This is a genomic window from Caballeronia calidae (assembly GCF_900044055.2).
In the GTDB taxonomy this organism is placed as follows: Bacteria; Pseudomonadota; Gammaproteobacteria; order Burkholderiales; family Burkholderiaceae; genus Caballeronia; species Caballeronia calidae.
The window spans coordinates 142340-167571 of sequence record NZ_FCOX02000011.1; the positions used below are offsets into that span (position 1 = coordinate 142340).

Here is a 25232-nt window from a genome sequence, read left to right on the forward strand (position 1 = left end):
TTTACACGGTCTGATTCGCGCTATCCGCAAGAGGCGCCGAATCGCGACGGCTCAACGCGCCCAGTGCGAACGCGGCGACGAACGCGGGCACGGCCAGCAGCGTGAACACCGCGCCGAACTGAAGGCCCATGCTCATCAGCAAGCCGCCCGTCATGGCGCCCGCGACCGCGCCCATGCGACCGATGCCGAGCATCCATGCGACGCCCGTCGCGCGGCTTCGCGTCGGATAGAACGATGCGGCGAGCGCAGACATCGACGTGACCGCGCTCGTCACTGCCGTGCCCGTCAGAAAGATGAGCACGGCGAGCCAGAACTGATCGGCCACGCCGCGCCCGATCGTCAGCACGAGCGCCGCCGCGAGCACGTATGCGCAGGCGTTGACGCGTCGCGGATTGGCCTTGTCCATCACCCAGCCGAGACACAGATTGCCGAGAATGCCGCCGAGCGGAAAGAGCGACGTGGTGAGCGCGGCGCGTTCGGCCGAGAAGCCCGCGTCCTTGAAGAGCGTGGGCAGCCAGTTCGTCAGCAGATAGAAGATCATGAGGCCCATGAAGTACGCGAGCCACAGCATCGACGTGCCGAAGCGATAAGGCCGCGAAACGATGAGCCCGAGCGAGGACTTGTCCGCTCCGCTCGCGCGCGTATCGGCTGCGGTGAAGTTGAGGGACGCGCCTTCGGCAAGACGCGTGTCGTTCGAGATGCGTCGCAGGACGCGCACGATCTTTTCCGCGGGGCGCTTGCTCACGACCATGAATTGCGCGGACTCGGGCAGCAGAACGAGCAGCAGCACCGTGAGCACGACCGGACCCACGCCGCCCGCGACGAGCACGCTTTGCCAGCCGAAGTGCGGAATGAGCCATGCGGCGCACAGTCCGCCGATGGAAAGGCCCACCGAGAAGCCGCAGAACATCGCATTGACGGCCATCGCGCGAATGCGGGCGGGCGCATACTCGGACATCAGCGTGACCGCGTTGGGCATCGCCGCGCCGAGGCCGAGGCCGGTGAGAAAGCGCCATGCGGTCAACGCTTCGACCGAGCTTGCCTGCGCCGATGCGAGACTCCACACGCCGAAGAAGAACACCGACAGCGCGAGCACCGCCTTGCGTCCGATGCGATCGGCGGCCGGTCCCGCCACGAGCGCGCCGATGCCGAGGCCGACGAGCGCCGCGCTCATCACCGGTCCCAATGCGGCGCGCGTGATGCCCCAGTCGCCGATCAGCGACGGCGCGATGAAGCCGATCGCGGCGGTGTCGAAGCCATCGGCCGCGACGACGAGAAAGCACAGGATCAGGATGACCCATTGATACGGCGAGAAGCGCTCGCCGTCGATGAAGCTCTGGACCTCGATGGTCCGAAGGTTCTTTTCCATGCCGGTATGTCTCCATTCATTCACGGTTATCGATTCGATGCATGCGGCCTTCGTCGTGCCGCTATGCCGCGCGATCAACGCACGGCGGGCGAAAGACTCCTGAACTCGACGCGCCTGATGATGCGGCTCTCCTGCGCGACGATCAGATGTGCCGACGCCTGCAGATAAGCGGGCCATTCCGGATCGTTATCGCGCGCGGTGCGGCGCTGGTCGTAATCCGCGATGCTTTCGTAGCCCCACAGATGCACGACCTGATTCAACGCGCCGATATCGCTCATATAGAAACCGACGGGCGCGCCGAGATACCTGAGCTGGATCGGCATGGCGAGGCGATCGAATACATCGATGAATTCGGCCATGCCGCGCGGCTTGATCGTGTAGATGCGGTGATCGATGAAAGGCTTGCTCATGCTGCGCTCCTCAATTCGCTGGTACTCGCGCGCGCGTCGATGCGGCCCGCGAGGTGCAATCCGGTGAGATAACCAAATGTCATGATTGGGCCGAGCGTGATGCCCGCGCCGGGATAGTTGCCGCCCATGACGCTCGCGCGATCGTTGCCGACGGCGTAGAGGCCGGGAATCGGCTCGCTGCCTTCGAGGACCTGGCCGTGCGGGTTCGTCGCAATGCCGTCGAAGGTGCCGAGATCGCCCATCACGACCTTGAGCGCGTAATACGGGCCATTGCCGATGGGCGCGACACACGGGTTCGGCTTGTGCGCGGCATCGCCGAGATAGCGGTTGAATGAAGTGGTGCCGCGGCCGAATGCGGTGTCGTTGCCTTGCGCCGCGTCGCGGTTGTACGCGCGCACGGTCTCTTCGAGCGCAACAGCGTCGATGCCTGCACGTTGCGCGAGTTCGGCCAGCGTGCGGCCCTTGATCAGATAACCGCTTTTCAGATGCGAGCCGAGCGGCATCGGCGCGGGCTTGGCGAAGCCGAGACCGTATTTGCGGATCGTCGCGTGATCGCAGACGAGCCACATCGCCGTTTCTTTCTCGTGGCGGCAGGCTTCGATCATCGCCGCGCCGACATCGTGATACGAGTTCGATTCGTTGGTGAAGCGCACGCCGCCGCGCGTCACGCCGATCACGCCCGGCTTGTAGCGATCGAGCAGATGCGGAAATACGCCGTATTGACCGTCTTTCAGCGGCACGCGCGAGACCGGCATCCATGCGGCGGGCTGCGGATAGCGGATATCGACACGGCCGCCCACGCGTTCGGCCATGCGCGCGCCGTCACCCGTGTTGCCCGCGGGCACCGGCGATACGTGCTCGCCGCCGCGACGCACATGCGGGTAAGCCTTCGCGATGCGCGCGACATCGTGCGAAAAGCCGCCGCATGCAAGCACGACACCACGCCGCGCGGTGATGCGCGTTTCGCGTCCATCAGCCATCACGATCGCGCCGCTCACGCGACCCTTTACCGTGATGAGTTCCTTTGCGCCGGTGCGTGTGTGAATCGGAATGCCGAGATCGAGCGCGGATTTCGCGAGACGCGCGGCGAGGGCATTGCCGCTCGTGATCTGAACGCCGCGTCGATAGAGCGCGAGTTCTTTCAGATGACTCGCGAGACGCTTGGCGACATACCACGCCGACGCAAGCGATTTCGTCGCGTTGAAGAAGTGCTTCAGATCCGCGCTCGACGAATTGAACATCATGCCGATGAACGTGATCGTTTTGAGCGGCGGGCGGAGGCGCGCGATATCCTTGCCAAGCTCGCGCGCATCGAAGGGCTTCGCGACGACGGAGCGGCCCACGTCGACGCCGCCCGGCGCATCGGGATGATAGTCGGGATAGAGCGTGGGCAGGAAGCGGACCGATGTCTCGCGCTCGAAGAAGTCGATCATGCGCGGGCCGTTGTCGAGGAACGCATCGACGGCGGCTTCGTCGTACATCGCGCCGGTCTCGCCGCGCATGTATTGAACAGCGGCCTCGCGCGTGTCCTGAATGCCTGCGTCCTTCGCATGACGATTGCCGGGTATCCACAGCACGCCGCCCGAAAATGCGGTCGTGCCGCCGAAGTACGCTTCTTTCTCGACAACGATCACGTCGAGGCCCTGCTTCTTCGCTGTAATGGCCGTGGAAAGGCCGCCGGCGCCAGAGCCGATCACGAGCACGTCGCAAGCGAGATCGGACGACCGCGTTACGGTAGTCATGATGATGTCCTTTGATTGGAGCCGGGCGCGTTGCGCACCCGTGAGATGAAAGGCCGTGTTTCAGGCGGCGCGCGGCGCTTCGAAGCCGGGGCGCGGAACGAGATCCATCAACATGCATTCGAGGCCGCCATCGACGGCAAGCTCCGCGCCGTTCACATACGCCGCGCGGCCGCTCGCGAGAAAGGCCACCACTTCCGCGATATCGCGCGGTTCGCCGATGCGCCGGCTCGCGGTCATCGCGCTGCGACGCGCTTCGACATCGCCCTGTTCATAGAATGCTTTGGATAGCGGCGTGCGGATCATGCCGGGACACACCGCATTGCTGCGAACACCGCGCGCGCCCCATTCGGCGGCGATCTGCCGCGACAGCATTGCGATGCCGGCCTTGCTCGGGCTATACGCGCCGCTCCATGTCTGCGGATGATGCGCCGCCACCGATGCGATATGCACGATGCTGCCCGCGCCGCGCGCGAGCATGCCGCGTCCGAACGCTTGCGCACACAACATGTAGCCCGTGAGATTGACGGCGAGCATCGCGTTCCATGCGTCGAGACCGATATCTTCGATGCCGCCTGCACGCAGCAGACCGGCGTTGTTGACGAGCACATCGACATGGCCGAATTTGCGCTCGACGTGATCGCGCGCTCGGTTCACGCTCGCCGGGTCGCCGATATCGCATGCGACAGCGATTGCATCCACGCCGCGTGCGCGCAGCCCTTCGGCGGCTTCGTTGCAGCCTGATTCATCGCGATCGAGCAATGCGATGCGCGCGCCCGCATCGGCGAATGTGCCTGCAATGGCGCGGCCGATACCGCCCGCCGCACCCGTCACCACACACACGCTCGATTCGAGGCCGAGCCAATGCGGCGCGGTGTTGTCCCGCGCGACCTGATTAGTCATCCTTGTCTCCTGAGTCCGTTCGATATGAAGGCGCCGATAGCCTTCGCCGTGAAAAAAGTATATTCACGGCCTCGCACGAAAAATTGGACAAAGGCGGCAGACGACAGGACAATTTGTGCATCCGGAGATGCACGATATGAGGAAAATCCCTAACTACAACTTGTACGGAGAATCGGCGCGTCCGCCGTGGTACGACGCGTTCAACTTCGAATGGATCGTCGAGCGCAGCGCGCCGAACGACTGGCATATCGACGCGCATCGGCACGACGCGCTTTTGCAATTTCTGTACATTCGCGGCGGCGGCGGGGAAGTGCTGATCGAGAACAGCATGATCGAACTCGTGCCGCCTTGCGTCATCATGCTGCCCGCGCAGACCGTGCACGGATTCAACTTCGCGCCGGACGTCGATGGCCTCGTCGTGACCGTCGCGCAGCGGTCGATCGAGGCGCTTGCCTCCATCGCAGCGCCGGGCCTCATTCCAGTGTTGCAGCGCGCGGGCGTGTCTCGCGTGAGTGCGCAGTCCCTGAAGGAAAGCGCGTTCATGCCGATCGTGGAATTGCTGGAGAAGGAATTTCGCGCGACCGATCGCGGCCACATGGCGGCGGGCATGTCGCTTTTGATTGCACTTTTCGTACATGTGGCGCGCTTGTGCGAGAGCGCATCGGCGCCGAGCGTCGCATCGACCGAAAGGCGTGCGCAACAGATCAAACGCTTCAGGGCGCTTGTCGCCGCGCATTTCCGCGAACATCGCCCCGTGGAGTTCTATGCGCAAAAGCTCGGCACGACCGTCACGCAGCTTGGGCGCATTTGCCGCGAAGAGATATCGAGTTCGCCGCTCGCGATGATCAACGAGCATCTCGTGCGCGAGGCACAACGCGATCTCGTGTATTCGAACATGTCGGTCAAGCAGATAGCGCATGGGCTCGGCTTTGCCGATATCGCGTATTTCAGCCGCTATTTCCGCAAGCAGACCGGCGTTACGCCTACTCAATTTCAGGCCGAAGCGCATAAGGCGCTGGCTATCCAATAGACGACGTGCGTTGATGTTCGAGGGTTGCCACGCGCCTGCAAGCGTGCGATGCTTCGCCGTGCTCTGAATAACAAGAATGAAGCGCGGGCCCGAGCGAGACCAGTCCGGTTCAATCACCCTTCGAAGGAGTGAGCATGATCGCACTGTCATCGCATCGCGCGGCGCATGAGGCGTCGCGGCGCGTCCGGTTCAAGGCACGCGGAATGCTATGCGCCTGGCTCGTTCTGAGCGCGGCTGCCAGCGTCGTCTATGCCGACGCGCAAACCGGTTATACGCTGCCGCCTCCGCCGAGCGAGTTATACGGCGATCTGTTCGTTGCGGTGCAGACACAGGGCGTGTATCCGGATCAGAAGACTTTCGTCGATGCAGTGCCCAAGATAGACCCCGCGCAGATCGTGCAGGCTTATCACCAGCAGATGGCGGTGCCAGGCTTCTCGCTCAAGACCTTCGTGGCGCAATACTTCACGCCGCCGACGGATCAGGTCATCACACCGCCGCCGAATCAGACCTTGCGCGAGCATATCGACTGGCTCTGGCCCGAGCTCACGCGTTTGACGACGACCGCGAACGTGCCGCCCAACAGCTCGCTGATTCCGATGCCCAAGCGATACGTCGTGCCAGGCGGGCGCTTTCGTGAAGGTTACTACTGGGACACCTATTTCACGATGCTGGGTCTTCAGGAGGCGGGCCGCGAAGATCTCGTCGATGACATGCTCGATAACTTCGCGTATCTGATCGATACGATCGGCCATATCCCGAACGGCAACCGCACATATTATGTGAGCCGCTCGCAGCCGCCGTTCTTCTCTTATATGGTCGAACTTGCCGCGCACAAGGAAGGCGGGCGCGTCTATCAGAAGTATTTGCCGCAACTGCGCCGCGAACATGATTACTGGATGCAGGGCGCGAATACGCTGCAGCCCGGCGGCGCGGTGCGCAACGTCGTGATGCTGCCGGACAAGACCGTGCTCAATCGCTATTGGGATGAGCGTGACACGCCGCGCGATGAATCGTATCTGGAAGACGTGAACACGGCGAAGCAGGTTACGGACCGTCCGGCCAACGAGGTCTATCGCGATCTGCGCGCGGCGGCCGAGAGCGGCTGGGATTTCAGTTCGCGCTGGTTCGGCGACAACATGACACTCGCGACGATACGCACGACATCGATCATTCCCGTCGATTTGAATAGCCTGATGTTCCACCTCGAAACGACGATCGCGATCGGCTGCGGCGAAGCGCGCGACTTCCGTTGCGTCGGCGAGTTCGTCGGACGCGCGGCCAAACGCGCGGTCGGCATCAACAAGTATCTATGGAACAGGAACGGCTATTACGGGGATTACGACTGGAAGCTCGGGCAGCCGCGCAATAACCCATCGGCGGCGATGCTTTATCCGCTATTCGCGAACGCGGCATGGCCCGATCGCGCGCACAAGACCGCGGAGACCGTCGAAGCAATGCTCCTGAAGCCGGGCGGCCTCGCGACGACGACCTATAACACGACGCAGCAATGGGACGCACCGAACGGCTGGGCGCCGTTGCACTGGATCGCCGTGCAGGGTTTGCGCCGCTATGGGCGCAGCGATCTCGCACAACAGATCGGCACGCGCTTTCTCGCCGACGTGAACAATGTCTATAAGACGCAGCAGAAGCTCGTCGAGAAATACATCGTGGAAGGCGCGGGAACGGGCGGCGGCGGAGGCGGGGAGTATCCGTTGCAGGATGGCTTCGGATGGACCAATGGTGTCACGCTGAAGCTGCTGGACCTCTATCCGCAGGCGCAATGACGCATCGAGACAATGGCATCGCCGCGTATCGAATGCGGCGATGCCAGTGCCGTCAGCATGGCGCGTCAGCTTTCCCGGGCTTTCTTCTGCCGACGATACTCCGGCACCGGCAAGCCGCCCCATCCCCAGTTCTCCAGCTCCACTTCCTGAATCACGACGAACGTGGATTCGAGCGGCTTGTTCAGGACGTCGCGCAACAACTCGCTCACGCCCTTGATGAGCTGTGCCTTTTCATCGGCGGTGACGGCGTTCGTGCCGGGTGTGTTGCCTTCGCGTGTGACCTGAATCGTAACGATCGGCATGGCGATCTCCTTGAAGTGAGACAGAACGAAGCGCCCGCGAAGGGCGCATCGCAATCAGCGAACAATCGATCAATGTCCCGCGCTTTGACCGCCATCGACGTGCAGGATCTCGCCCGTCACGAACGGCGCCGAATCAAGATACAGCACGGCGTTCGCGATGTCGCTCATTTCGCCCATGTGTCCCACCGGATGCAGCGCGCCGAGCGCCTCGTGCGTTTCGGGCGCGTGCATCGGCGACTTGATGATGCCGGGCGACACCGCATTCGCGCGAATGCCGGACTTCGCATATTCGATCGCGAGCGACTTCGTCGCGGCATTCAGACCGCCCTTCGTGAGCGATGCGAGCACCGAAGGCACGCCGCTTACCGCATGATCGACGAGACTCGTCGTGATGTTGACGATATGCCCGCTCTTGTTCTTCTCCATCTGCTCGATGGCGAGTTGCGTGACATGGAAGAAGCCATTCAGGTTCACGTTCAGGACCGCGGCATAGTCCTCTTGCGTATATTGCGTGAAGGGCTTGGCGATGAAGATGCCTGCGTTATTGACGAGCGTGTCGATACGGCCGAAGCGCGCGATGGCCGCTTCGACGGCACGCTGCGCGGTGGCGCGATCGCCGATATCGCCCGCGACGGCGACGATGTTCGGATCGTCCGGCTGTTGGATCGAACGGGCGACCGCGACGACGCCATAGCCTTGTGCGCGAAACGCGTTGACGATTTCCGCGCCGATGCCTTGCGATGCGCCGGTGACGATAGCGACTTTCTGTGCGTTGCTCATGATGAACCTCGATGAATGATGTTTGGGCCTGTTGCGGATCGGACCGATGGCTCCGATGGCTCGTAATCTAGGCCTTTCGAGGTGAGTTGCGCACACACGCGGTGGACAATCAGTCTTGCGCGCGAGGAACAAATGCATCGCGAGCGGATCGATCAGACGAATCACTCGACAGGAGAAAAGCCGTGAGCTTGCCCGACGTGAAGGCATTCGTATTCGATGTATTCGGCACCGTGGTGGACTGGCGCGGCGGCGTTGCGCGCGAGGCCGCGCCGTTCCTGCAACGCCATGGCGCAGCGGGCGCGCGGCCCGAAGCCTTCGCCGATGCATGGCGCAGCCGCTACGTCCCGGCGATGCGCAAGGTCATCGGCGGCGAGCGGCCTTTCGTGAGGCTCGATGTATTGCATCGCGAGAACCTGGTGGACCTGCTGCCGGAGTTCGGCATCGACCCGGAGCAGGTTCCCGCCGAGGCGCTCGACGAACTGAATCTCGCGTGGCACCGCCTCGATCCGTGGCCGGATTCGGTGTCGGGTTTGCTGCGGCTCAAGGCGCGCCATATCATCGCGCCGCTTTCGAACGGCAATATCCGCTTGATGGTGGATCTGGCGAAGCGCGCGGGCCTGCCTTGGGATGCGATTCTCGGCGCGGAGATCGCGCGGATTTACAAGCCCGATCCACAGGCTTATCTGCGCACCGCTGACGTGCTGATGCTGAGGCCGGACGAAGTGTGTCTCGTTGCCGCCCATAACGACGATCTCGCCGCAGCGAGAAAATGCGGCTTGCGCACCGCGTTCGTCGCGCGTCCGTATGAGCGCGGTGCCGGTCAGACGGTCGATCTGAAAGCCGAAAGCGATTGGGATCTCATCGCGAACGACATGAATGAACTGGCCGATGCCGTGGGCGCCTGAACGCCGCCGACATCGGCCGGTATCGCGCTTTAAGCGACGCCTTCGACGATGCGGAAATCGCGCACCACGGAATCGCCGAGCACTTCCAGTGCGTGCTGATACGTTGCGCTGTTATAGGCGGCGACGGCTGCATCGAGCGAATCGAATTCGATGACCACCGTGCGCTCGGTGACGCCTTCGCCCTGCGTCATCGACGCGACACCGCGCACGAGAGGACGGCCGCCGCCTTCGCTGATGGCCTGCGTCGCGATCTTCGCGTATTCCGCGGCCTGCTCGGGCTTCATGATCTTCTTGTACACGCTGACCCAATATCCTTTCGCCATCTTCATCTCCAGTGTTTAACGGGCGCCTTGCGCCATGAGGCGAACGCATCACGCGCTTTTGCGTCCTTGCGTTCGTTTCGGCGGCCAGCATAGCAAATTCTTTCGCCCGAAGGCCCGCGAGGCCCGCCAGCCATGCTTCGACGATTCTGCGCGTTTCTGTGAAAGGTGCTTTCTTGCGCTAGGGGTTAACCCGAAAGAATGCGCGTCATAGACTGCTGTTACTGCTTCGGACGTCACGGAGTTCGAAGCCGGGCACCTCATAACACTGGAGTTTCATCATGAAGTCGATCATTCGCGCAGCCCTCGTGGCAACCGCTCTCGTCATTCCCGTCGCGTCCTTCGCGCAAAGCCAGATCACGCGCGCTCAGGTGCGCGCCGAACTCGCCGAATTGCAGAGCGTCGGTTATCACGTGGGCGACGGCGATCAGGCGCACTATCCGGAAGCGATTCAGGCAGCCGAAGCCAAACTCGCCGCACGCAATGGCGCGACGGCATATGGCGGCAACGCTAACGGCACGTCGCAATCGGGCGCGGCGCGTGTGTCGCAATCCGACTGGAACGCAATGTACTCGCGCTAAGCGAATTGGCCTGAAGCGGCCGCGCATGGCCGCTTCGGGCGAAGCCATCAATCCGCGGCGTACTTGCGGTCGAGTTCGTCGAAGAGCGGTTTGTTCACGAGCCGTTGACGTTCGGCGAAGGGCGCGACGACAGCGGGGTCTTCATCGAGCCGTCCTTGCGACTTCAATGCGCCGAGCGCCGTCTGCATGCCGCGCACGGCGCTTTGCAATGCCGCATTCGCATACAGCACGAGGCTGAAGCCGAGGCGCTCCAGATCCGCCCGATCGGTGACCGGGGTCTTGCCGCCGATCACGATGTTGATGAGCTGAGGCGCATCGAGCAGCCTGGGCAGCGATGCGATCTGCTCCGGCGTTTCTATCGCTTCGACAAAGAGAATGTCCGCGCCCGCATCGACGAACGCGCGCGCGCGTTCGATTGCCGCGTCGAAGCCTTCCACCGCGCACGCATCGGTCCGCGCGATGATCTGAAAGTTATCGTCGTCGCGCGCATCCACGGCCGCGCGAATCTTGCCCACCATTTCATCGGTCGAGATCACGGCTTTGCCCGCGAAATGGCCGCATTTCTTCGGCATCACCTGATCTTCGAGCTGGATTGCATCGGCGCCCGCGCGTTCGAGCGTGCGCACGGCATGACGCACGTTGAGCGCATTGCCGAAGCCCGTATCCGCATCGACGATGAGCGGCAGGTCCACCGCATCGCGGATGCGCGACGTATGCTCCGCGACTTCCGCGAGCCCGATGAAGCCTAGGTCCGGCATGCCGAGCGACATGTTAGTCACGCCCGCGCCGGTGATGTAGATCGCCTCGAAGCCGAGATCGGCGGCGACGCGCGCGCTCATCGCGTTGAAGGCGCCGGGCAGGAGCAGGGCGCGCCGCGCGTTGACCCGTTCGCGAAACGCGGCACGGCGGCGGGAGGAAGAAGTGGTCATGGCTTCGGTTCCGGAAAAGAAAATTCGTGTTCGGCGGCAAGATGGGCACCAGCGTCTGCAATGCTAACGCGCGCGGCGCTTTGGCGCTCGCGCAGGATGCACTTCATGGCGTTTTGCTATGCTCGAAGCATAAACGCGTCGCAAGATGCGGCCATAGACCATTCAGGAGACGCGCATGAGCGAACCGTTAAGTGATCTGCCTTTGGCCGACGGCATTCGCGCGCGCATGATCGACAACGGCAATGGTCTTTCGATGCATGTGCTAGAAGCCGGATTCGACGCGCCGGACAGGCCTTGCATCGTGCTCTTGCACGGCTTTCCTGAGCTCGCTTATAGCTGGCGCAAAATCATGAAACCGCTGGCGGATGCGGGCTTTTATGTAATTGCGCCGGACCAGCGAGGTTATGGACGCACGATCGGCGGCACCGCCGTGTTCGATACCGATCTCGACGAATTCACGTTTCCGAACCTCGTGCGCGATGTACTGGGCCTCGTGTCCGCGTTGGGTTATCGCAGGGTTGCATCGATCGTCGGTCACGACTTCGGATCGCCCGTGGCCGCTTGGTGCGCGTTGATTCGCCCGGACGTGTTCGCATCCGTCGTGATGATGAGCGCACCGTTCGCCGGGCCGCCCGCGTTTGCGTTCAATACCGCGAAGGACGATGCAAGACTCGCGCGCGTGGAAACCGCTTCTTCCGTCATGGCGGAGGCGGTGAACGCGCTCGCATCGCTCGATCCGCCGCGCAAGCACTATCAATGGTATTACTCCGGCGCGCAGGCCAATGAAGATATGTGGCATGCGCCGCAGGGACTCGCCGATTTTCTGCGCGCGTATTACCACGTGAAGAGCGCGGACTGGGCAGGCAATCATCCACACCCGCTGGCATCGGTCACGGCGGAGGAACTCGCGATCCTGCCGACGTACTACGTGATGAACGCGGATGCGACGATGCCGCAGACCGTCGCCGAGCACATGCCGGGCGCCGATGAAGTCGCGGCATGCGCGTGGCTGCCCGATCACGAATTGAACATCTATGCGAGCGAATACGGGCGCACGGGTTTTCAGGGCGGATTGAACTGGTATCGCTGCGGCACCGACGCGCGTCATGCGGCTGCATTGCGAATGTGGTCGGGGCGCACGATCGACGTGCCCTCATGCTTTATCGCGGGCGCGAGCGATTGGGGCTGTTACCAGCGTCCGGGCGATCTGGAAGCGATGCGCGTCCTGGCCTGCACGAATTTTCGCGCGACGCATCTTATCGAAGGGGCGGGACATTGGGTGCAGCAGGAGCAGCCGAGGACCGTGGCCAGCCGGATCCTGCGCTTTCTGCGGCAGGACGCGCCCGCCGCTTAGCAGCGCATTCGGGACATTAACCGAACCGGGCGGATTCAGGCATCAACGAAATTGTATCTGTCCGTGTATGAAGTTTCTTCTTGTAAGAGTCGCCGCGCACCGGCCGATTCGGCGGAACTTTGGCAAAAACGCGTTTGTCCACGGGCCTCGCGGCCTTTGAAGGTCGACATGAACCGCGAGGAGAGCATCGATGGAGAAAGGACGTGTTGCCGCGCTCGACGCAGGTCGGGCGCTAGCGATCGTCGGGGTGGTCGCAGTACACCTGTCGTTCCAGTTTCCCAATCTGCCCGGCGCCGTGACGCTCGTCGCGCGCATGGGCCAGTACGGCGTGCAGTTGTTTTTCGTGATCAGCGCAATCACGATCTTCATGACGCTCGAAATGGATCATGCGCGCTGCGCCGATGCGCGTCATGTCACGCTGCGTTTCTATATCAAACGCTTCTTTCGCATCGCGCCGATGTATTACGCGGCGATCGCGGTCTATGGCCTCATCAGCTATGGCGCGATGCGCTCGGGCATCGAGCGCGCGTGGATTCTCGGCGCGCATGGCCCCATGGATATCCTGCTCAACATGGTCTTTCTGCACGCGCTGTCGCCGACGGCGATCAATAACGTCGTGCCGGGCGGATGGTCGATCGGCGTCGAAATGCTGTTCTACATGATCGCGCCGCTGCTGTTTTTTCTCGCGATGAATCGCGTGCGGCTGTTGCTGGCCACGGTGCTGCTGCTTGGCCTGTCATTGGCCGCGTTGTCGATGAACGATTGCAACGGCACGCTCGACTGCAATGTCGCCAATAACACGTTCAGCTACTTCTGGCCGCCCGTGCAAGGGCCTTGCTTCATCGTCGGCATGTGGGCGTGGTATGCGTTCCGCTCGCATTTGCTCGGTGCTTCCGATGTGACGAAGCGCGTGACGTGGCTCTATCTTTCGCTTGCGGTGGGCTTTGGCTTCATGACAGCCGCGCTCGGCGTATGGCTCGACAAGGCGCACGCGCTCGCGCCCGTGTTCGCCGCCTGCAGCGCGGTGGCATTTCTCTTGTTCGTGTGTGCGCGTCACACACGCAAACATCGCGATGCGGCGCATGACGTGCCGCGCGCAAGGGTCATCCGGCGTTGCGCCGCCGCGCTCGGTCGCGAAAGTTATGGCATCTATCTCTGGCACTTCATCTGCGTCTATATGACGTTTCATTTCTTCGATCGCACGTTCGGAGAGAAGAGCGGCGAGAGCTCCCTCGCGCTGTTCGGCGCGACGCTGATTGCGGTGCTCGTCGTCTCTTATGCACTTTCACGCGTGTCCGACCGGCTGATTCAAGGGCGTGCGACGCGCTTGTCGCGACGCCTGCTTGCATCGGTCGATCGGCGGTTTCATCTGACGCGCGATGCATAGCCGTGCTCCGTCGCAGCAATCGACAGATCCAGGCGCCGGCCCCTCATGCGATAAAGCACGACGCTCGCGGCAAGCGTCAACAGTTCCGTGACGGCCACGGTCATCCAGATGCCGCGCGGCCCGAACCACTCGCTCAGAAGCCAGAGCATCGTCAATAGCAGGAGCCAGCTGCGCAGCAGGGCGACGATCATCGATGCGAGCGGCGCCTCGATCGCCGTCAGATATCCGCTGATCGCGACATTGATCGCGGCGGGCACGAAGGCGAGCGCGCACCACGGCAACGCGTCGCGCAGAAGCGCTTGCGCCGAAGCACTATCGGGCACGAAGAGCGCGCCGAGCGGCTGCGCGAGCGTGAGTATCGCGAATGCGGCGGCGAGTGCGAAACCCGCCGCAACCGTGATGCCGATGGAAAACGCGCGCGACACGGCGTGCGCGTTGCCCGCGCCACGCTGAAAGCTCACGATGGGTTGCATGCTCTGCACGAGCGCGACCATCGTGACGGACGCGATCATCGTCATGTATTCGACGACCGCGAACGCGACGAGACCCGTGTCGCCGAGCCAGCGCAACACCGCGTGATTGAACGCGAAGAGCGTGACGCTCGGCGCGATCTCACCAAGGAACTCGGACACGCCGTTATACGCCATGCGCCATGCATGATCGAGCCGCGTGAAGGCGCGTGCAACGGGCCGAACGTGTTGCGCCTTGACGAAGTGAAAAGCCAGCATCGGCATGCACGCGAGCGCCTGACTGATGCCCGATGCGAGCGCGGCGCCGCGCATCCCCCACTGCATGTGACTGACCATCCACCATGTCAGCGCGACATCGGCGATGCCGCCCGCGATGAGACAGGCGAGCCCGAACTTTGCCGCGCCTTCGATGCGCAAGAAAAGCTCGAGCGCATAACATGCGGTCGGGAACAGCAGGAATGGCGCATAGGCATGAAGGAAGTCCTTGGCGAGGCGCGCGAGTTCGCCGCGCGCGCCGGTCCATTGCACGAAGGTATCGGCGTGGAAATGGATCGCGAGCGAGAACCCGACGCCGCAGAAGGCGAGCAGCCATAGCGCCTGCGTGAACGCATCGGCGGCATCGCGTTCGCGCCGTTCGCCGAGCAGGCGCGACACGAGCGTCGATCCGCCGACGCCGATCATCACGCTGAACGCATACGGCAAATAAAGCAAAGGGACGAGCAGGTTCAATGCGGCAAGCGCATCGGGGCCGACATAGCGTCCGATGAATATGCCGCTGATGACCGAATGCATGCAGTACACCCATGCGGCGAGCACGGTGGGCACTGCGTAGTTCGAGTACTGACGAACGAGAGAAACGTTGCTGAACGAAACCATGACTGACAACCCGACGTTACTCGCTGGGCACGCCAACACGCGCACGCGAATGTATCGACGGGCGAGGTAAAGTTATGGCATGGCGCAAAAGCGCGATATGAGCGCGCCGGAACGATTCAGGCGGGCCGCATATGAATGAAACGAGACTGCATAGCGCGCGATCTGGCGGCGCGAGAAAACGCCAGCGGGCTATGAGAGGAATGCATGACGGGGCGAAGGCGCAACATGCGCGAATGCCGCATCAGGCTTTCACGATGCATCGATTGCGATGCGGTAGTTGGAGTGACGGGCGCGAATAAAGGTTCCTTCAAGCGCTCTTAAGCGAATCATGATTCACGCACGAAATCGTGATTCGCTAAGTGCCCGATGCCTCCAACGGCCGATCCGCTTTGGCCCGCAAACCATAGGCCGTCAGCATCCGATACAACGTCACGCGAGAGATGCCCAGTTCATCGGCCGCTTCGCCGAGACGTCCGCGATGACGCAGCAGCGCCACTTCGATCGCCTGCCGCTCGGCCGCCTCGCGTGCCTGCGCGAGCGTCATCGGCGCGGCTTCCGCATATTCGCCGAGCTCCAGATCGCTCGCGAGAATCTGCCGTCCTTCCGACATGACGATTGCGCGACGCACGCGATTGATCAGCTCGCGCACATTGCCGGGCCAGCCGTAGTTATGGATCGCCGCGATCGCGCAAGGCGCGAAGCCGCGCAGCCGCCGGCTCGCATCCTTTCTGAAGCGCTCGAGCATATGATTCGCGAGCAGTTCGATATCCTTGCCGCGCACACGCAGCGGCGGCTCGTCGATCTGCAATACGCACAGCCGATGGTACAAGTCCGCGCGGAAGCGTCCTTCGAGCATGGCGGCCTGCATATTGACGTGCGTCGCGGAGATGATGCGCACATCGACATCGGTCGAGCCTTGTCCACCGAGACGTTCGATCTTGCGCTCCTGAAGGAAGCGCAACAGGCTCGCCTGGCTTTCGAGCGGCAAGTCGCCGATTTCATCGAGAAAGAGCGTGCCGCCGTCGGCGGCTTCCACGCGGCCTATCTTGCGTTGATTCGCGCCCGTGAACGCGCCGCGCTCATAGCCGAAGAGTTCCGATTGCAAGAGATGCGCGGGAATCGCGCCGCAGTTGATCGCGACGAACGGTTGTTCGCGCCGCACCGAACGCTCGTGTATCGCAACAGCGGTGAGTTCCTTGCCGGTGCCCGATTCGCCGGAGATGAACACGGGCGCATCGGTCATCGCGACTTTGCGGATCGAGCGATACAGCGCCTGCATCGCGTCGCACGAGCCGACCATGCCGCCTTCCTTGCAGTCGTCCTTGCGCGGATCATTGCAGGCGGCGTCGCGCAGCGAAACCATGCCGTACGCATGTCCCACTGCATCGACGATACGATCCGCGGAAGAGGGCACGGTCACATAGTCGAAACAGAAATCGCGGATCAGGCGGCAGATATCCGGGTTATCGACGTGCTCGGCATCGACTGTCGCAACCCAGCCGATCTGAAAAGTCGCGAGCAACTCGGTGAGCGCGGCCGCTTCCTTCGCGAAGCCGCGGCTCGTCATATCGACGATGCCCGCGGCGGCACGCTTGCCGTGCCTGGCGGATTTGAGCGGCTTTGCCGGATCGATGCGCTCGATGGTCCAGCCGCGAGCATGCAGCCGCTCCGATAGATCTTCCGAGACAGTGCGACCGGCGAAGTAAAGCGTTCTGGTTTCCCCGTACATGGCTTTTTTCCCGCTTCTTGTGTGTCGAGCAAGTATGCGCCCGGAAATGGCAAGGCAAGAAGCCTCGCAAACGATAAGCCGATTTTGAATGTTTACATTGATCTGCTGATTCCGATTAAGAATCTCAGGGAATTTTTTGCGAGACGTTCGTTCACAAATGTGATGAACGCACGTGCTTTATGGACAATCGCCCTTGCAGCGTATGGGCTCGTGCAAAATTTCGCGTCGGAAGGAGTTACTTATTCGGTTATCGTATGACTTGCGCATAACGTATCGATAGATTCAAAATTGGCGGGCGGTGAAATATCAGATAATTAATACCTTCATCCATTTTGAGTTTGCGACGTGCGCGTCGCACGCGTACAGTTCGTAAATGCTTACCGTATGATGAATACCCGTTCGAACATGGATAAAGCACAGAGCTCCACTTCAGCGTATCAGCCGCGCTTGCTCCTCGTCGACGACGACCCGGCGATGATCCGCATCATCGGCGAGATGCTCGCGGAATTCCCCAATCAGCGCTTTGCCACCACCGGCGAGGCCGCGCTCGCGCTGGCCCGTGAAGCGACGCCGGATCTCATCCTGCTCGATGCCAATCTGCCCAACATGACGGGCTTCGATGTCTGCGAGATCCTCAAGCGCGATGCAAAACTCGCGCGCGTGCCGGTGATATTCGTCACGAGTCACGATGCCCCCGCGCTCGAAGTCGACGCATTTCGCATGGGCGCGGCCGATTACGTGATCAAGCCGCTCGTCGCGTCACGCCTGCAGGCGCGCGTGCGTGCGCAGCTCCGCTTCAGGCAACGTGTGATGCAAGCTCACGCGAGCGTGAGCGAGCACAATGCGCGGCCCGCGATATCGAATGCTGCGGATGTGCGCGTGCTCGGCATCCTCGCGGGCGAGACCGCGGAAGCGCACCGCCAGGCGCTCGAAGCCATCGGCGAGCTGGACGTGGTGACGGAATGCGAAGCCGCGCTGACTCAGGACAACGAGCCGGACGCGATCGTGCTCGATGCGTCTTGCTGCAGCGAACCGTGCGCCGCCGTGCGCGCCTTGCTCGCGCGTCATCCTGAGGTGCCCGTCGTCGTGCTCGCCGATCGAAGCGACATCGAAACCGAGCAGTGCATGCTCGACGCGGGCGCGGCCGATGTCATCGCGAAGCCGGCTCGCCCCGCCGTGCTGCAGGCGCGCGTGCATGGCGCGCTCGCTTCGGCGCGCAGGGCGCGGGAAGAGTTGCGCGCGTTGCTGGAATCGCAGGGCGGCGCGAGCGTTCATCCGTTTCCGGTGTACGTTCGCGATGCCCGCAGCGGCTAAGCTGCCTGCGTTGCGCTCAGGCCCGCTCCAGCATGTCGCGCGCGAGCTTCGATGCATCCGCGAAGTCGAGCGCACGCACGCGCACGAGGAATTGCTCGAAGTTCTCGCGATAGTCGTTCGGCGCATGCGGCGACAGGCTTTCGGATAGCGCGATCGCTTGCAGATTCGACGCATCCAGCAACTGGACGATCGCGGAAAGACGCGCACGCCAGTCTTCGTCATCGAGAGGCGTTGCGTGCGTTCGCGCCTTCGCGGACGATTGCGGCGGCCCGAATTCGTCGACGAGTTGCGCGACGCTCGCTAGAAGCAACTGCTGCATGCGCGGCAGCTTCGCGCGCGCCGCGTCGAGCACGTGAGCGTCATGCTCCAGCGTGCTCGCCATGTCGGCGAGCGCCGCCGCGCCAACCGTCCCCGCGCTGCCTTTGATGGCATGCAGCACCGCTGCGGCGCCTTGCGCATCGTGCGCAGCGAGTGCTGCTGCAAGCCGCGCCAGTTGCTTGTCAGTCTGCGCGCCGAAGCCGTCGACGGCGTTGCGGATCAGATCGAGATTGCCGCCGAAACGCGCGACGATCGAATCGCGCGGCTCGATGACGCATTCGGCGCCTTCACCGGGCGCGTGGGCGTTGCGCGTCGCCGTCTCGATCGGCTCGTGTCCTGTTTGCGCGCGCAGCACGGCAACGAGCCGCTCGACGTCGATCGGCTTGCCGACATGATCGTTCATGCCGGCCTGCAAACACACGTCGCGGTCCGCGCCCGATGCATTGGCCGTCATCGCGACGATGGGCAGCGCGGCGAAGCGGCCATCCGCGCGAATCAGGCGCGTCGCTTCGAGGCCGTCGAGATCAGGCATCTGGACGTCCATCAGCACGGCATCGAAGGGCGCTTTGGCGGCCAGGACCCGGTCGACGCCCTCGCGTCCGCTTTCCGCGAGCGTGACAACCGCGCCTTCCGCAAGCAACAGGCCTTCGGCGACCTGGCGGTTGAGCGCGTTGTCCTCGACGACGAGCAATGACATTCCCGCGAGACGGCGTGCTTTCGTCTCGGGCTGCTGCGGCCGCAGAGGCGCCGGCTCGATGTGGCCGGGCAGCGCCGCACGGATCCCGGCAACGAGCTGCCCGGGCGTCACGGGCTTCGTCAAAAAGCCCGCGAAGGGCGCCGCTCCGTTCTCCTTCGATTCCCGCAACACCTCGCGTCCGAACGCGGTGACGAGCAGCACGAGAGGCGGCGCCGCGCGGCCCTTCATCGTGCTGATGCGTTTCGCGGCGCCGAGGCCGTCGAGACCGGGCATCCGCCAGTCGAGCAGGGCGACGTCATAAGGCGTGCCGTTGCGCGCCGCATCGCCGATGCGCTCGATCGCTTCGACACCGCTCGTCACGACATCCGCATGCCAGCCGAGCGAGCGCACCGTGCGCGAAAGAATCTCGCCCGCAATCGCGTTGTCATCGGCGATGAGAATACGCGCGTCATGTTCGATGACCGGGCGTTCGTGATGCACAGGTGCGCGAGCCGCATCCACGCCGAGCGTGATGTCGAACCGGAAGCGGCTGCCTTCACCCAGGCGGCTTTCGACTTCGAGCTGCCCGCCCATCATCGCGACGAGCCGCTTGCTGATCACGAGCCCGAGGCCGGAGCCGCCATAGCGCCGCGACGTCGATGCTTCCGCCTGCGTGAAGCCCTCGAAGATGCGTTCGAGCTGCTCCTCGCTGATGCCGATGCCGCTGTCGCTCACCGAGATGCGCACGCGCACCGCGTCACGCGCTGTGTCGCCCTTTGCATCGCCCGGCGTATCCAGCCGATGCACGCTCACGACGATCTGCCCCGCCGCCGTGAACTTGAGCGCATTGCCCGCGAGATTGATGAGCACCTGCTGAAGCCGGAAGCTATCGCCGACGAGCACGGCGGGCAAGGACGGATCGAGATCGAACAGCACTTCGACGTCTTTCGCGCCCTGATTGCCCGACAGCACGATGCCCAGTTCCTCCATCAGCTTTTCCGGCTCGAACGGATGACTGTCGAGCTGCAGCTTGCCGGCCTCGATCTTCGAGTAATCGAGGATGTCGTTGAGCAGGTTCAGCAGCGACTTCGCGGCCGTTTCCGCCTTGCTCACATAGTCCTGCTGGCGGCTGTTGAGCGCGGTCAGCTGCACGAGATGCAGCATGCCGAGCACCGCGTTCATCGGCGTGCGGATTTCATGGCTCATGTTCGCGAGGAACGACGATTTCGCCGCGCTTGCCGCGTCCGCCTGCTCCTTCGCGTTGCGCAGATGGAATTCCAGCTCGTATTGATCGGTGATGTCGTAGTTCACGCCGGTCATCACGATGGGCGTGCCGCTCGCGTTGCGCTGCGTGCGCTGACCGCTCTGGATGCGCCGCGTCGTGCCGTCCGGCAGGACGATGCGAAACGGCGGCAATTTCGCGGATTCGCCCGCGGCCGCAGCTCGCAGGCCCGCCATGATGCGGTCGTGGTCGTCGGGATGAATGCGCAGGCGCCAGTGCTCGAAGTGCAGGCCGTTATCCAGCAGCGCGGGCGGGTACTGGTAGATCTCGAACATGCGCGCGTTCCAGTGCAGCTTGCCCGTGGCGAGATCCCACGACCAGATGCCCAGTTCGGCGATGTTCGCGGCGACCAGCAACTGGTCGCGCGCGTGGGCAAGCTCGCTGCGTTCCTTTCTCTGCCGCGAGATGTCCGTAATTACCGATACAAAATGCAAAGCGCCATCCAGCCGCATCGCGCCTGTCGAAACGTACGCCGGGAACGAGGTGCCGTCCTTGCGTAGTCCCGCGAGTTCGCAGTCGGCCGTGGTCACGCCGCTCTTCCACTTGAATTGCATTATGTATTCGTTATACGCCTCGAGATGAGGCGGCGGCACCAGCATCCGGATGTTCTGTCCGATGACCTCGCTCGCCTTGTAGCCGAACACTTTCTCGCCCGCCGAATTGAACGAGCGGACGACGCCGCGGTCGTCCACGGTGATGATCGGGCTGATGGCCGTGTCGAGCACGGTCTGCGTCGTCGCGAGGCTGCGCTTGAGCTCCTGCTCGATTCTCGTGCGCGCGGTGACCTGGCGCACGAGTGTCGAGCCGAACATCGCCAGCATGAAGGCGAGCACGGCCGTCACGCAGGCGTGCCAGAGCGTGTCGCGCCACCACGGCCCGAGGATCTCGTCGCGCGCGAGCGCCGCCGCGACGAAGAGCGGATAGTCCTGCAATTCACGCAGGCTATTCAGGCGCGTGATCTGATCCTGCGACGAGCTCGTCGTGAACACGCCCGCGCGGCCCTGTTCGAGATGCGCGCGAAACAGCGCCGTGTCGCTCACGTCCTTGCCGACGAAGCGGTCCTCGAACGGACGTCGCACGACCATCACGCCCGAGTTCAGCACGAGCACCGCGGCCCCCGATTGCCCGAGGTCGAGGCTGTCGTAGAAGCGCGAGAAGAAGTCGATGTCGATGGTCGCGAGCGCGACGCCCGCGAAGCTGCCGTCGGGCGCATCGATGCGGCGCGATATCGGCACGATCCATTTGCCCGTCGAGCGGCTGCGCACCGGCGGGCCGATGTGCGAGCCCTGATCGGTATGCGTGCGGTGGTAGTCGAAGTATTCGCGGTCGGAGTTGTTGAAGCGCGACTCGAGTTGCGGCTGCGAATTGACGAGCCACGCACCGGTCTTGTCGTAGATGAAGAGGCCGTTCAACTGCGGCAACTGCTTGACGCGCGAGGCGAGCGAGCGATGAATGCGCGCGAGCGCCTCCGGCGACGTGCCGTCTTCCTCGACGCGCTCCACCATGCCGATGAGCGTCGTGTCGGCTTCCTTGAACGTATCGTTCGCGTGCTGCGCCATCGCGCGCGCGAGATTCGACGTCGCCGTCGTCATTTCGTCGATCTGCACGCGGTGCGCGGCGCTGCTGCGCCATATGTCGGTGCCGATCAGGAGTACGCAGACGACGACGATGAACACCGTCATCCGGAATGTGAGCGAGTGGCGACTGAGCACGCCGTGGTCTCCCAGGGAACGATTGCGGGGCGCCGGCCGGGCGCGAAGATCGAACGCTGCCGTATCTTATCGTGCCGTCCGGACGTGGCCGCTTGCGCGGCTATCAGCCTTGTTTACGGCATGGCAGCGTGAAAGCTTGATCCCGCGCGCCAGGAATATTTGCGGAGGTTTCGCGGTACCGGGAGCATGAACTCGCTTCGATACCGCCGGAAGATGTGTTCGCGCACGGCATGCTTTCGGAAGTGAAAGCGTTGGCGCGCGCCCGACATTCGTCTCGCCGGCGCGCGGTTCAATTCGCGCGGATGCTTGCCGCATAAGGCTTTTGCGAAGCTGGCACGAGGCCTGCATTGTATGCCGGCACTCGCCGCCTCAGCGACTCCCCGATCCAACCGCGCAGCACGATCGCTCAGCCGGCATTTCATCGAACGACTCGTTGATGCAAGTGGAGCGAATCATGTTGGGATACCTAATCAATGTGGCGAAGGACTGCCTGCTGCCGCATCTGATCTGCGGGACTCGATTGCTGCTGGATCGCGCGGAGCATGGCCGGCGCGATGAATGGCTCGCATCGTCCGCCGATATCGGCGAGCTCGAGCGTCGCATGCGCGCTTGCGACATCGACGCCTGATCATCAATGAAACAGGAACGCATGATGACGACTCTCATCGACGAACACGACGCCGCGCCGGTCATCGCGCTGCATTGCTCGGGCGCGGGCGCGAATCAATGGCGCCAGCTCGGCGAAACGCTCGGCGCGCTCGGCGCGGACGAGACGCGCTATACGCTCATCGCGCCGGAGCATTACGGCTGCGATAGCGTCGGTCCGTGGAGCGGCGAGCACGCCTTCACGCTCGCGGACGAAGCGGCGCGCACGGTCGAGATCATCGATCGTCAGCGCGGCAAGGTGCATCTCGTCGGGCATTCGTATGGCGGCGGCGTTGCGTTGCGCGCGGCGCTGGAGCGGCCGCACGGCATCGCGAGCATCACGCTGTACGAGCCGTCGGCGTTTCATTTGCTGAAGCGCATGGGCGCGCGCGGCGCGGCGGAATTCGCCGAGATTCTCGCGATCGCGGCGCGCACGGCGGAAGGCGTCGTCGCGGGCGATCTGCGCGGCGCGGCGAGCTCGTTCGTCGATTACTGGAGCGGGCGCGGGGCGTGGTCGGCGCTGCGGCCGTCCGTGCAGGCGATGCTCACGCGCTGGGTGCCGAAGGCGCCGCTCGATTTTCGCGCGCTGATCCATGAGCCCACGCCCGCGAGCGCGTATGCGAACCTGCGCATTCCCACGCTCGTGATGCGCGGCGAGCATGCGCCCGCGCCGACGCGTCTGATCGCCGAGACGCTGCCCGATCTGATGCCCGGCGCGAAGCTGATCGTCGTGCCCGAAGCGGGCCACATGGGGCCGCTCACGCACGCGCCGGCGGTGAATGCGGCGATCGCGCGGCATATCGCGCAGTGCGAGGCGCGCGCCGCGAGTCTAGCCGAGTAGCCCGTCGCGCGACGGCGCACTCTCGCCCTGACGCTCGATGAGCCGCGCGCGAAACCAGAAGGTCCACGCGAGCAGTCCGCCGTAGATCACGTAGCTCACGACCGGCGATAACACGAGATAGCGCTCGACGGGCCACGTCCACGCGAACCAGAAGCGCAGCACGGTTTCGAGCGAAAGCCCGATGCCCCACACGAACGTCATCAGCCGCAAGGACGCGCGCAGCATCGCGCTTTCGCTCCAGTACGCCTCGAAGCGCTCGGCGCCGCTTTCCTGCTCGCGCGTGACGGTTGCGCGCGCGAGATAGAAGATGAGCGGGCGCTCGAAGAAGAGCGAGACCAGAAATACGATGCCCGTCGCGCCCGCCGCGAGCGATTCGCGCACGAGCAGGATGCGCGGGCTGCCGCCCATCGCGAGCATGACGATCGACAGCGCGATGCCGAACAGCACGAGCGCGGAGAGCGCATCGACACGGCGCGATCGCGCGAATTCGGCGATGCTCCACACGAGCGGCGGCGCGGCCGATGCATAGAGCGCGCCGACATCGCCCCAATACGGCAACGCAAGGCGATACGCGAGCCAGGGGAGCAGCAGATTGGCGGCGAGTTCGAGCACGAGACCGGGCTTGATCTTTTTCATGGACTCAGGAATGTGCGCTATGCGCGCTGGGCCGTGAGCCAAGTATAAGAGACGGATCCGCGCGAATGCACGCGCGCGAGCGGAATTCGGAGAGGAAAGATTGCAGGCGGGACGAAGCCGCCGCCCGAGGCATCGGGCGGCGGCACGAAAGCGCTGTATCGGAGGCTACTTCTTCGGCGCCGCGGCCTTTCCGGCGTTCACGGCATTTGCGTTGGCGGCGGCGTTGGCCGTATTGGGGTTATACGTCGAGTTGGCGTTGTAGCCCGGGTTGACCGTGTTCGCGGGCGGTGGGTTCGAATAGGCCGGCTGCACGGGCTTCGGCTGGAGCGTGTTATTGATGACGCCGATCTGCCCCATTTTCTTCGCGGCCTGACTGTCCGCGCTGGCTGCCGTGGCAAAGCACAGGCCGGCGGCACCGGCGATCAGCGCAACTTGCATGGCGCGCCGCTGCGCGCGGTTGCGGTCTCTCTTCATGAGGGCCTCCCTGGCTCATGCGCGCCGCGCGGGTGCGCAGCGAACGCTTCCATTGTGTGCAAGGAAGGTGCCTGTACGTAAGAGGGTTTTGCCTAGGTGTATTTGGCTGCGCATCCGCGACCTTTTAACGCAGCCAAGCTTTGATATTCATCTAACAAATCCGTTCTTCCCCTCGGTAATATGTACTTCGAAGCAATCGTATTCAGACCGACCGGAGGGTCATGCCATGTTTCCCGAATACCGGGATCTCATCTCTCGCCTGAAGACCGAGGACGCACATTTCTCGCGCCTCTTCGAGCGTCACAACGAGCTCGACCATCAGATCCACAACATGGAAACGGGCGTCACGTCCGCGGATTCGTTCGTCATCGAATCGCTGAAAAAGGAGAAGCTCTTGTTGAAGGACAAGTTGTACGCGGTCTTGAGAAGGGCGGGCGAAGCCGCCTGAAGAACAGACCAAATCGCA

The 25232-nt window shown here is 63.3% G+C and carries 23 protein-coding genes; 10 read left to right on the plus strand and 13 right to left on the minus strand.

The window, feature by feature from the left end; all coding sequences use genetic code 11:
• Position 1: 1 nt before the first annotated feature.
• From AWB78_RS13210 to AWB78_RS13225, 4 genes are all read right to left on the minus strand, one after another.
• Positions 2-1369 carry an MFS transporter gene (locus AWB78_RS13210; protein ID WP_062605075.1) on the minus strand — a complete coding sequence of 456 codons (1368 nt, stop codon included), beginning with the start codon at positions 1367-1369 and terminating at the stop codon, positions 2-4.
• A 74-nt stretch (positions 1370-1443) separates the two neighbouring features.
• Positions 1444-1779 carry an NIPSNAP family protein gene (locus AWB78_RS13215; RefSeq protein ID WP_062605027.1) on the minus strand — a complete coding sequence of 112 codons (336 nt, stop codon included), beginning with the start codon at positions 1777-1779 and terminating at the stop codon, positions 1444-1446.
• On the minus strand, positions 1776-3521 hold the full coding sequence (locus tag AWB78_RS13220) for an FAD-dependent oxidoreductase (protein WP_062605028.1): 1746 nt from the start codon (positions 3519-3521) through the stop codon (positions 1776-1778). The genes AWB78_RS13215 and AWB78_RS13220 overlap by 4 nt, the downstream gene beginning before the upstream one ends.
• Before the next feature lie 60 nt (positions 3522-3581).
• The gene (locus AWB78_RS13225; protein ID WP_062605029.1) at positions 3582-4421 is read right to left on the minus strand and encodes an SDR family NAD(P)-dependent oxidoreductase; all 840 of its coding nucleotides are present in this window, start codon (positions 4419-4421) and stop codon (positions 3582-3584) included.
• Between the two features lie 136 nt (positions 4422-4557).
• Between AWB78_RS13225 and AWB78_RS13230 the strand changes: the two genes are divergently transcribed.
• On the plus strand, positions 4558-5451 hold the full coding sequence (locus AWB78_RS13230; RefSeq protein ID WP_062605076.1) for a helix-turn-helix domain-containing protein: 894 nt from the start codon (positions 4558-4560) through the stop codon (positions 5449-5451).
• Positions 5452-5585: 134 nt separating this feature from the next.
• Entirely contained in the window at positions 5586-7235 is a 1650-nt protein-coding gene (treA, locus tag AWB78_RS13235; RefSeq protein WP_096031778.1) for an alpha,alpha-trehalase TreA, read from the plus strand.
• A gap of 65 nt (positions 7236-7300) precedes the next feature.
• Here treA and AWB78_RS13240 read toward each other — a convergent pair whose 3' ends face one another.
• Positions 7301-7537, minus strand: a complete 237-nt coding sequence (locus AWB78_RS13240) for a tautomerase family protein (protein WP_062605030.1) — start codon at positions 7535-7537, stop codon at positions 7301-7303.
• A 69-nt stretch (positions 7538-7606) separates the two neighbouring features.
• Positions 7607-8317, minus strand: a complete 711-nt coding sequence (locus AWB78_RS13245) for an SDR family NAD(P)-dependent oxidoreductase (RefSeq protein ID WP_062605031.1) — start codon at positions 8315-8317, stop codon at positions 7607-7609.
• Between the two features lie 182 nt (positions 8318-8499).
• On the opposite strand from AWB78_RS13245, the gene AWB78_RS13250 reads away from it, so the two are divergent.
• Positions 8500-9222, plus strand: a complete 723-nt coding sequence (locus AWB78_RS13250) for a haloacid dehalogenase type II (RefSeq protein WP_062605032.1) — start codon at positions 8500-8502, stop codon at positions 9220-9222.
• A gap of 29 nt (positions 9223-9251) precedes the next feature.
• Here AWB78_RS13250 and AWB78_RS13255 read toward each other — a convergent pair whose 3' ends face one another.
• Positions 9252-9545, minus strand: a complete 294-nt coding sequence (locus AWB78_RS13255) for a DUF1330 domain-containing protein (protein ID WP_062605033.1) — start codon at positions 9543-9545, stop codon at positions 9252-9254.
• A 278-nt stretch (positions 9546-9823) separates the two neighbouring features.
• Between AWB78_RS13255 and AWB78_RS13260 the strand changes: the two genes are divergently transcribed.
• Positions 9824-10123: a DUF4148 domain-containing protein gene (locus tag AWB78_RS13260; protein WP_062605034.1), complete on the plus strand. Its 300-nt coding sequence runs from the start codon at positions 9824-9826 to the stop codon at positions 10121-10123.
• A gap of 47 nt (positions 10124-10170) precedes the next feature.
• On the opposite strand, the gene AWB78_RS13265 is transcribed toward AWB78_RS13260, so the two are convergent.
• The gene (locus AWB78_RS13265) at positions 10171-11052 is read right to left on the minus strand and encodes an isocitrate lyase/PEP mutase family protein (RefSeq protein WP_062605035.1); all 882 of its coding nucleotides are present in this window, start codon (positions 11050-11052) and stop codon (positions 10171-10173) included.
• A 226-nt stretch (positions 11053-11278) separates the two neighbouring features.
• Here AWB78_RS13265 and AWB78_RS13270 point away from each other — a divergent pair, with 226 nt between their 5' ends.
• Both AWB78_RS13270 and AWB78_RS13275 read left to right on the plus strand, forming a co-directional pair.
• Complete coding sequence (locus AWB78_RS13270; protein WP_198399264.1) at positions 11279-12406, plus strand: alpha/beta hydrolase; 1128 nt, start codon at positions 11279-11281, stop codon at positions 12404-12406.
• A gap of 190 nt (positions 12407-12596) precedes the next feature.
• Positions 12597-13793: an acyltransferase family protein gene (locus tag AWB78_RS13275; protein WP_062605037.1), complete on the plus strand. Its 1197-nt coding sequence runs from the start codon at positions 12597-12599 to the stop codon at positions 13791-13793.
• Here AWB78_RS13275 and AWB78_RS13280 read toward each other — a convergent pair.
• Both AWB78_RS13280 and AWB78_RS13285 read right to left on the minus strand, forming a co-directional pair.
• Positions 13772-15139 carry an MATE family efflux transporter gene (locus AWB78_RS13280; RefSeq protein WP_062605038.1) on the minus strand — a complete coding sequence of 456 codons (1368 nt, stop codon included), beginning with the start codon at positions 15137-15139 and terminating at the stop codon, positions 13772-13774. The genes AWB78_RS13275 and AWB78_RS13280 overlap by 22 nt on opposite strands.
• Positions 15140-15494: 355 nt before the next feature.
• Complete coding sequence (locus AWB78_RS13285; RefSeq protein ID WP_062605039.1) at positions 15495-16868, minus strand: sigma-54 dependent transcriptional regulator; 1374 nt, start codon at positions 16866-16868, stop codon at positions 15495-15497.
• Between the two features lie 405 nt (positions 16869-17273).
• On the opposite strand from AWB78_RS13285, the gene AWB78_RS13290 reads away from it, so the two are divergent.
• Positions 17274-18182 (plus strand): response regulator, encoded by a 909-nt coding sequence (locus AWB78_RS13290; protein ID WP_232477692.1) that lies wholly within the window; start codon positions 17274-17276, stop codon positions 18180-18182.
• Positions 18183-18198: 16 nt separating this feature from the next.
• On the opposite strand, the gene AWB78_RS13295 is transcribed toward AWB78_RS13290, so the two are convergent.
• Positions 18199-22170: a response regulator gene (locus AWB78_RS13295; protein WP_232477693.1), complete on the minus strand. Its 3972-nt coding sequence runs from the start codon at positions 22168-22170 to the stop codon at positions 18199-18201.
• A gap of 454 nt (positions 22171-22624) precedes the next feature.
• Here AWB78_RS13295 and AWB78_RS13300 point away from each other — a divergent pair, with 454 nt between their 5' ends.
• Together AWB78_RS13300 and AWB78_RS13305 are read left to right on the plus strand one after the other, a co-directional pair.
• Positions 22625-22798, plus strand: a complete 174-nt coding sequence (locus tag AWB78_RS13300; RefSeq protein ID WP_232477694.1) for a DUF3563 family protein — start codon at positions 22625-22627, stop codon at positions 22796-22798.
• Positions 22799-22822: 24 nt separating this feature from the next.
• On the plus strand, positions 22823-23656 hold the full coding sequence (locus tag AWB78_RS13305) for an alpha/beta fold hydrolase (RefSeq protein ID WP_062605078.1): 834 nt from the start codon (positions 22823-22825) through the stop codon (positions 23654-23656).
• Here AWB78_RS13305 and AWB78_RS13310 read toward each other — a convergent pair.
• Both AWB78_RS13310 and AWB78_RS13315 read right to left on the minus strand, forming a co-directional pair.
• Positions 23645-24292, minus strand: coding sequence for a VC0807 family protein (locus AWB78_RS13310; protein ID WP_062605043.1), 648 nt, complete (start codon positions 24290-24292; stop codon positions 23645-23647). The genes AWB78_RS13305 and AWB78_RS13310 overlap by 12 nt on opposite strands.
• A 165-nt stretch (positions 24293-24457) precedes the next feature.
• The gene (locus AWB78_RS13315) at positions 24458-24766 is read right to left on the minus strand and encodes a hypothetical protein (RefSeq protein ID WP_062605044.1); all 309 of its coding nucleotides are present in this window, start codon (positions 24764-24766) and stop codon (positions 24458-24460) included.
• Positions 24767-24992: 226 nt separating this feature from the next.
• On the opposite strand from AWB78_RS13315, the gene AWB78_RS13320 reads away from it, so the two are divergent.
• A complete protein-coding gene (locus tag AWB78_RS13320; RefSeq protein ID WP_062605045.1) occupies positions 24993-25214 on the plus strand; it encodes an HP1242/YdcH family protein in 222 nt (73 codons plus the stop codon).
• Positions 25215-25232 lie beyond the last annotated feature (18 nt).

Coding starts and splice junctions, on each gene's coding strand:
- AWB78_RS13210 (WP_062605075.1), bottom strand. CDS start 1,369: ATGGAAAAGAACCTTCGGACCATCGAGGTCCAGAGCTTCATCGACGGC.
- AWB78_RS13215 (WP_062605027.1), bottom strand. CDS start 1,779: ATGAGCAAGCCTTTCATCGATCACCGCATCTACACGATCAAGCCGCGC.
- AWB78_RS13220 (WP_062605028.1), bottom strand. CDS start 3,521: ATGACTACCGTAACGCGGTCGTCCGATCTCGCTTGCGACGTGCTCGTG.
- AWB78_RS13225 (WP_062605029.1), bottom strand. CDS start 4,421: ATGACTAATCAGGTCGCGCGGGACAACACCGCGCCGCATTGGCTCGGC.
- AWB78_RS13230 (WP_062605076.1), top strand. CDS start 4,558: ATGAGGAAAATCCCTAACTACAACTTGTACGGAGAATCGGCGCGTCCG.
- treA (WP_096031778.1), top strand. CDS start 5,586: ATGATCGCACTGTCATCGCATCGCGCGGCGCATGAGGCGTCGCGGCGC.
- AWB78_RS13240 (WP_062605030.1), bottom strand. CDS start 7,537: ATGCCGATCGTTACGATTCAGGTCACACGCGAAGGCAACACACCCGGC.
- AWB78_RS13245 (WP_062605031.1), bottom strand. CDS start 8,317: ATGAGCAACGCACAGAAAGTCGCTATCGTCACCGGCGCATCGCAAGGC.
- AWB78_RS13255 (WP_062605033.1), bottom strand. CDS start 9,545: ATGGCGAAAGGATATTGGGTCAGCGTGTACAAGAAGATCATGAAGCCC.
- AWB78_RS13260 (WP_062605034.1), top strand. CDS start 9,824: ATGAAGTCGATCATTCGCGCAGCCCTCGTGGCAACCGCTCTCGTCATT.
- AWB78_RS13265 (WP_062605035.1), bottom strand. CDS start 11,052: ATGACCACTTCTTCCTCCCGCCGCCGTGCCGCGTTTCGCGAACGGGTC.
- AWB78_RS13270 (WP_198399264.1), top strand. CDS start 11,279: ATGATCGACAACGGCAATGGTCTTTCGATGCATGTGCTAGAAGCCGGA.
- AWB78_RS13275 (WP_062605037.1), top strand. CDS start 12,597: ATGGAGAAAGGACGTGTTGCCGCGCTCGACGCAGGTCGGGCGCTAGCG.
- AWB78_RS13280 (WP_062605038.1), bottom strand. CDS start 15,139: ATGGTTTCGTTCAGCAACGTTTCTCTCGTTCGTCAGTACTCGAACTAC.
- AWB78_RS13285 (WP_062605039.1), bottom strand. CDS start 16,868: ATGTACGGGGAAACCAGAACGCTTTACTTCGCCGGTCGCACTGTCTCG.
- AWB78_RS13290 (WP_232477692.1), top strand. CDS start 17,274: ATGGATAAAGCACAGAGCTCCACTTCAGCGTATCAGCCGCGCTTGCTC.
- AWB78_RS13300 (WP_232477694.1), top strand. CDS start 22,625: ATGTTGGGATACCTAATCAATGTGGCGAAGGACTGCCTGCTGCCGCAT.
- AWB78_RS13305 (WP_062605078.1), top strand. CDS start 22,823: ATGACGACTCTCATCGACGAACACGACGCCGCGCCGGTCATCGCGCTG.
- AWB78_RS13310 (WP_062605043.1), bottom strand. CDS start 24,292: ATGAAAAAGATCAAGCCCGGTCTCGTGCTCGAACTCGCCGCCAATCTG.
- AWB78_RS13315 (WP_062605044.1), bottom strand. CDS start 24,766: ATGAAGAGAGACCGCAACCGCGCGCAGCGGCGCGCCATGCAAGTTGCG.
- AWB78_RS13320 (WP_062605045.1), top strand. CDS start 24,993: ATGTTTCCCGAATACCGGGATCTCATCTCTCGCCTGAAGACCGAGGAC.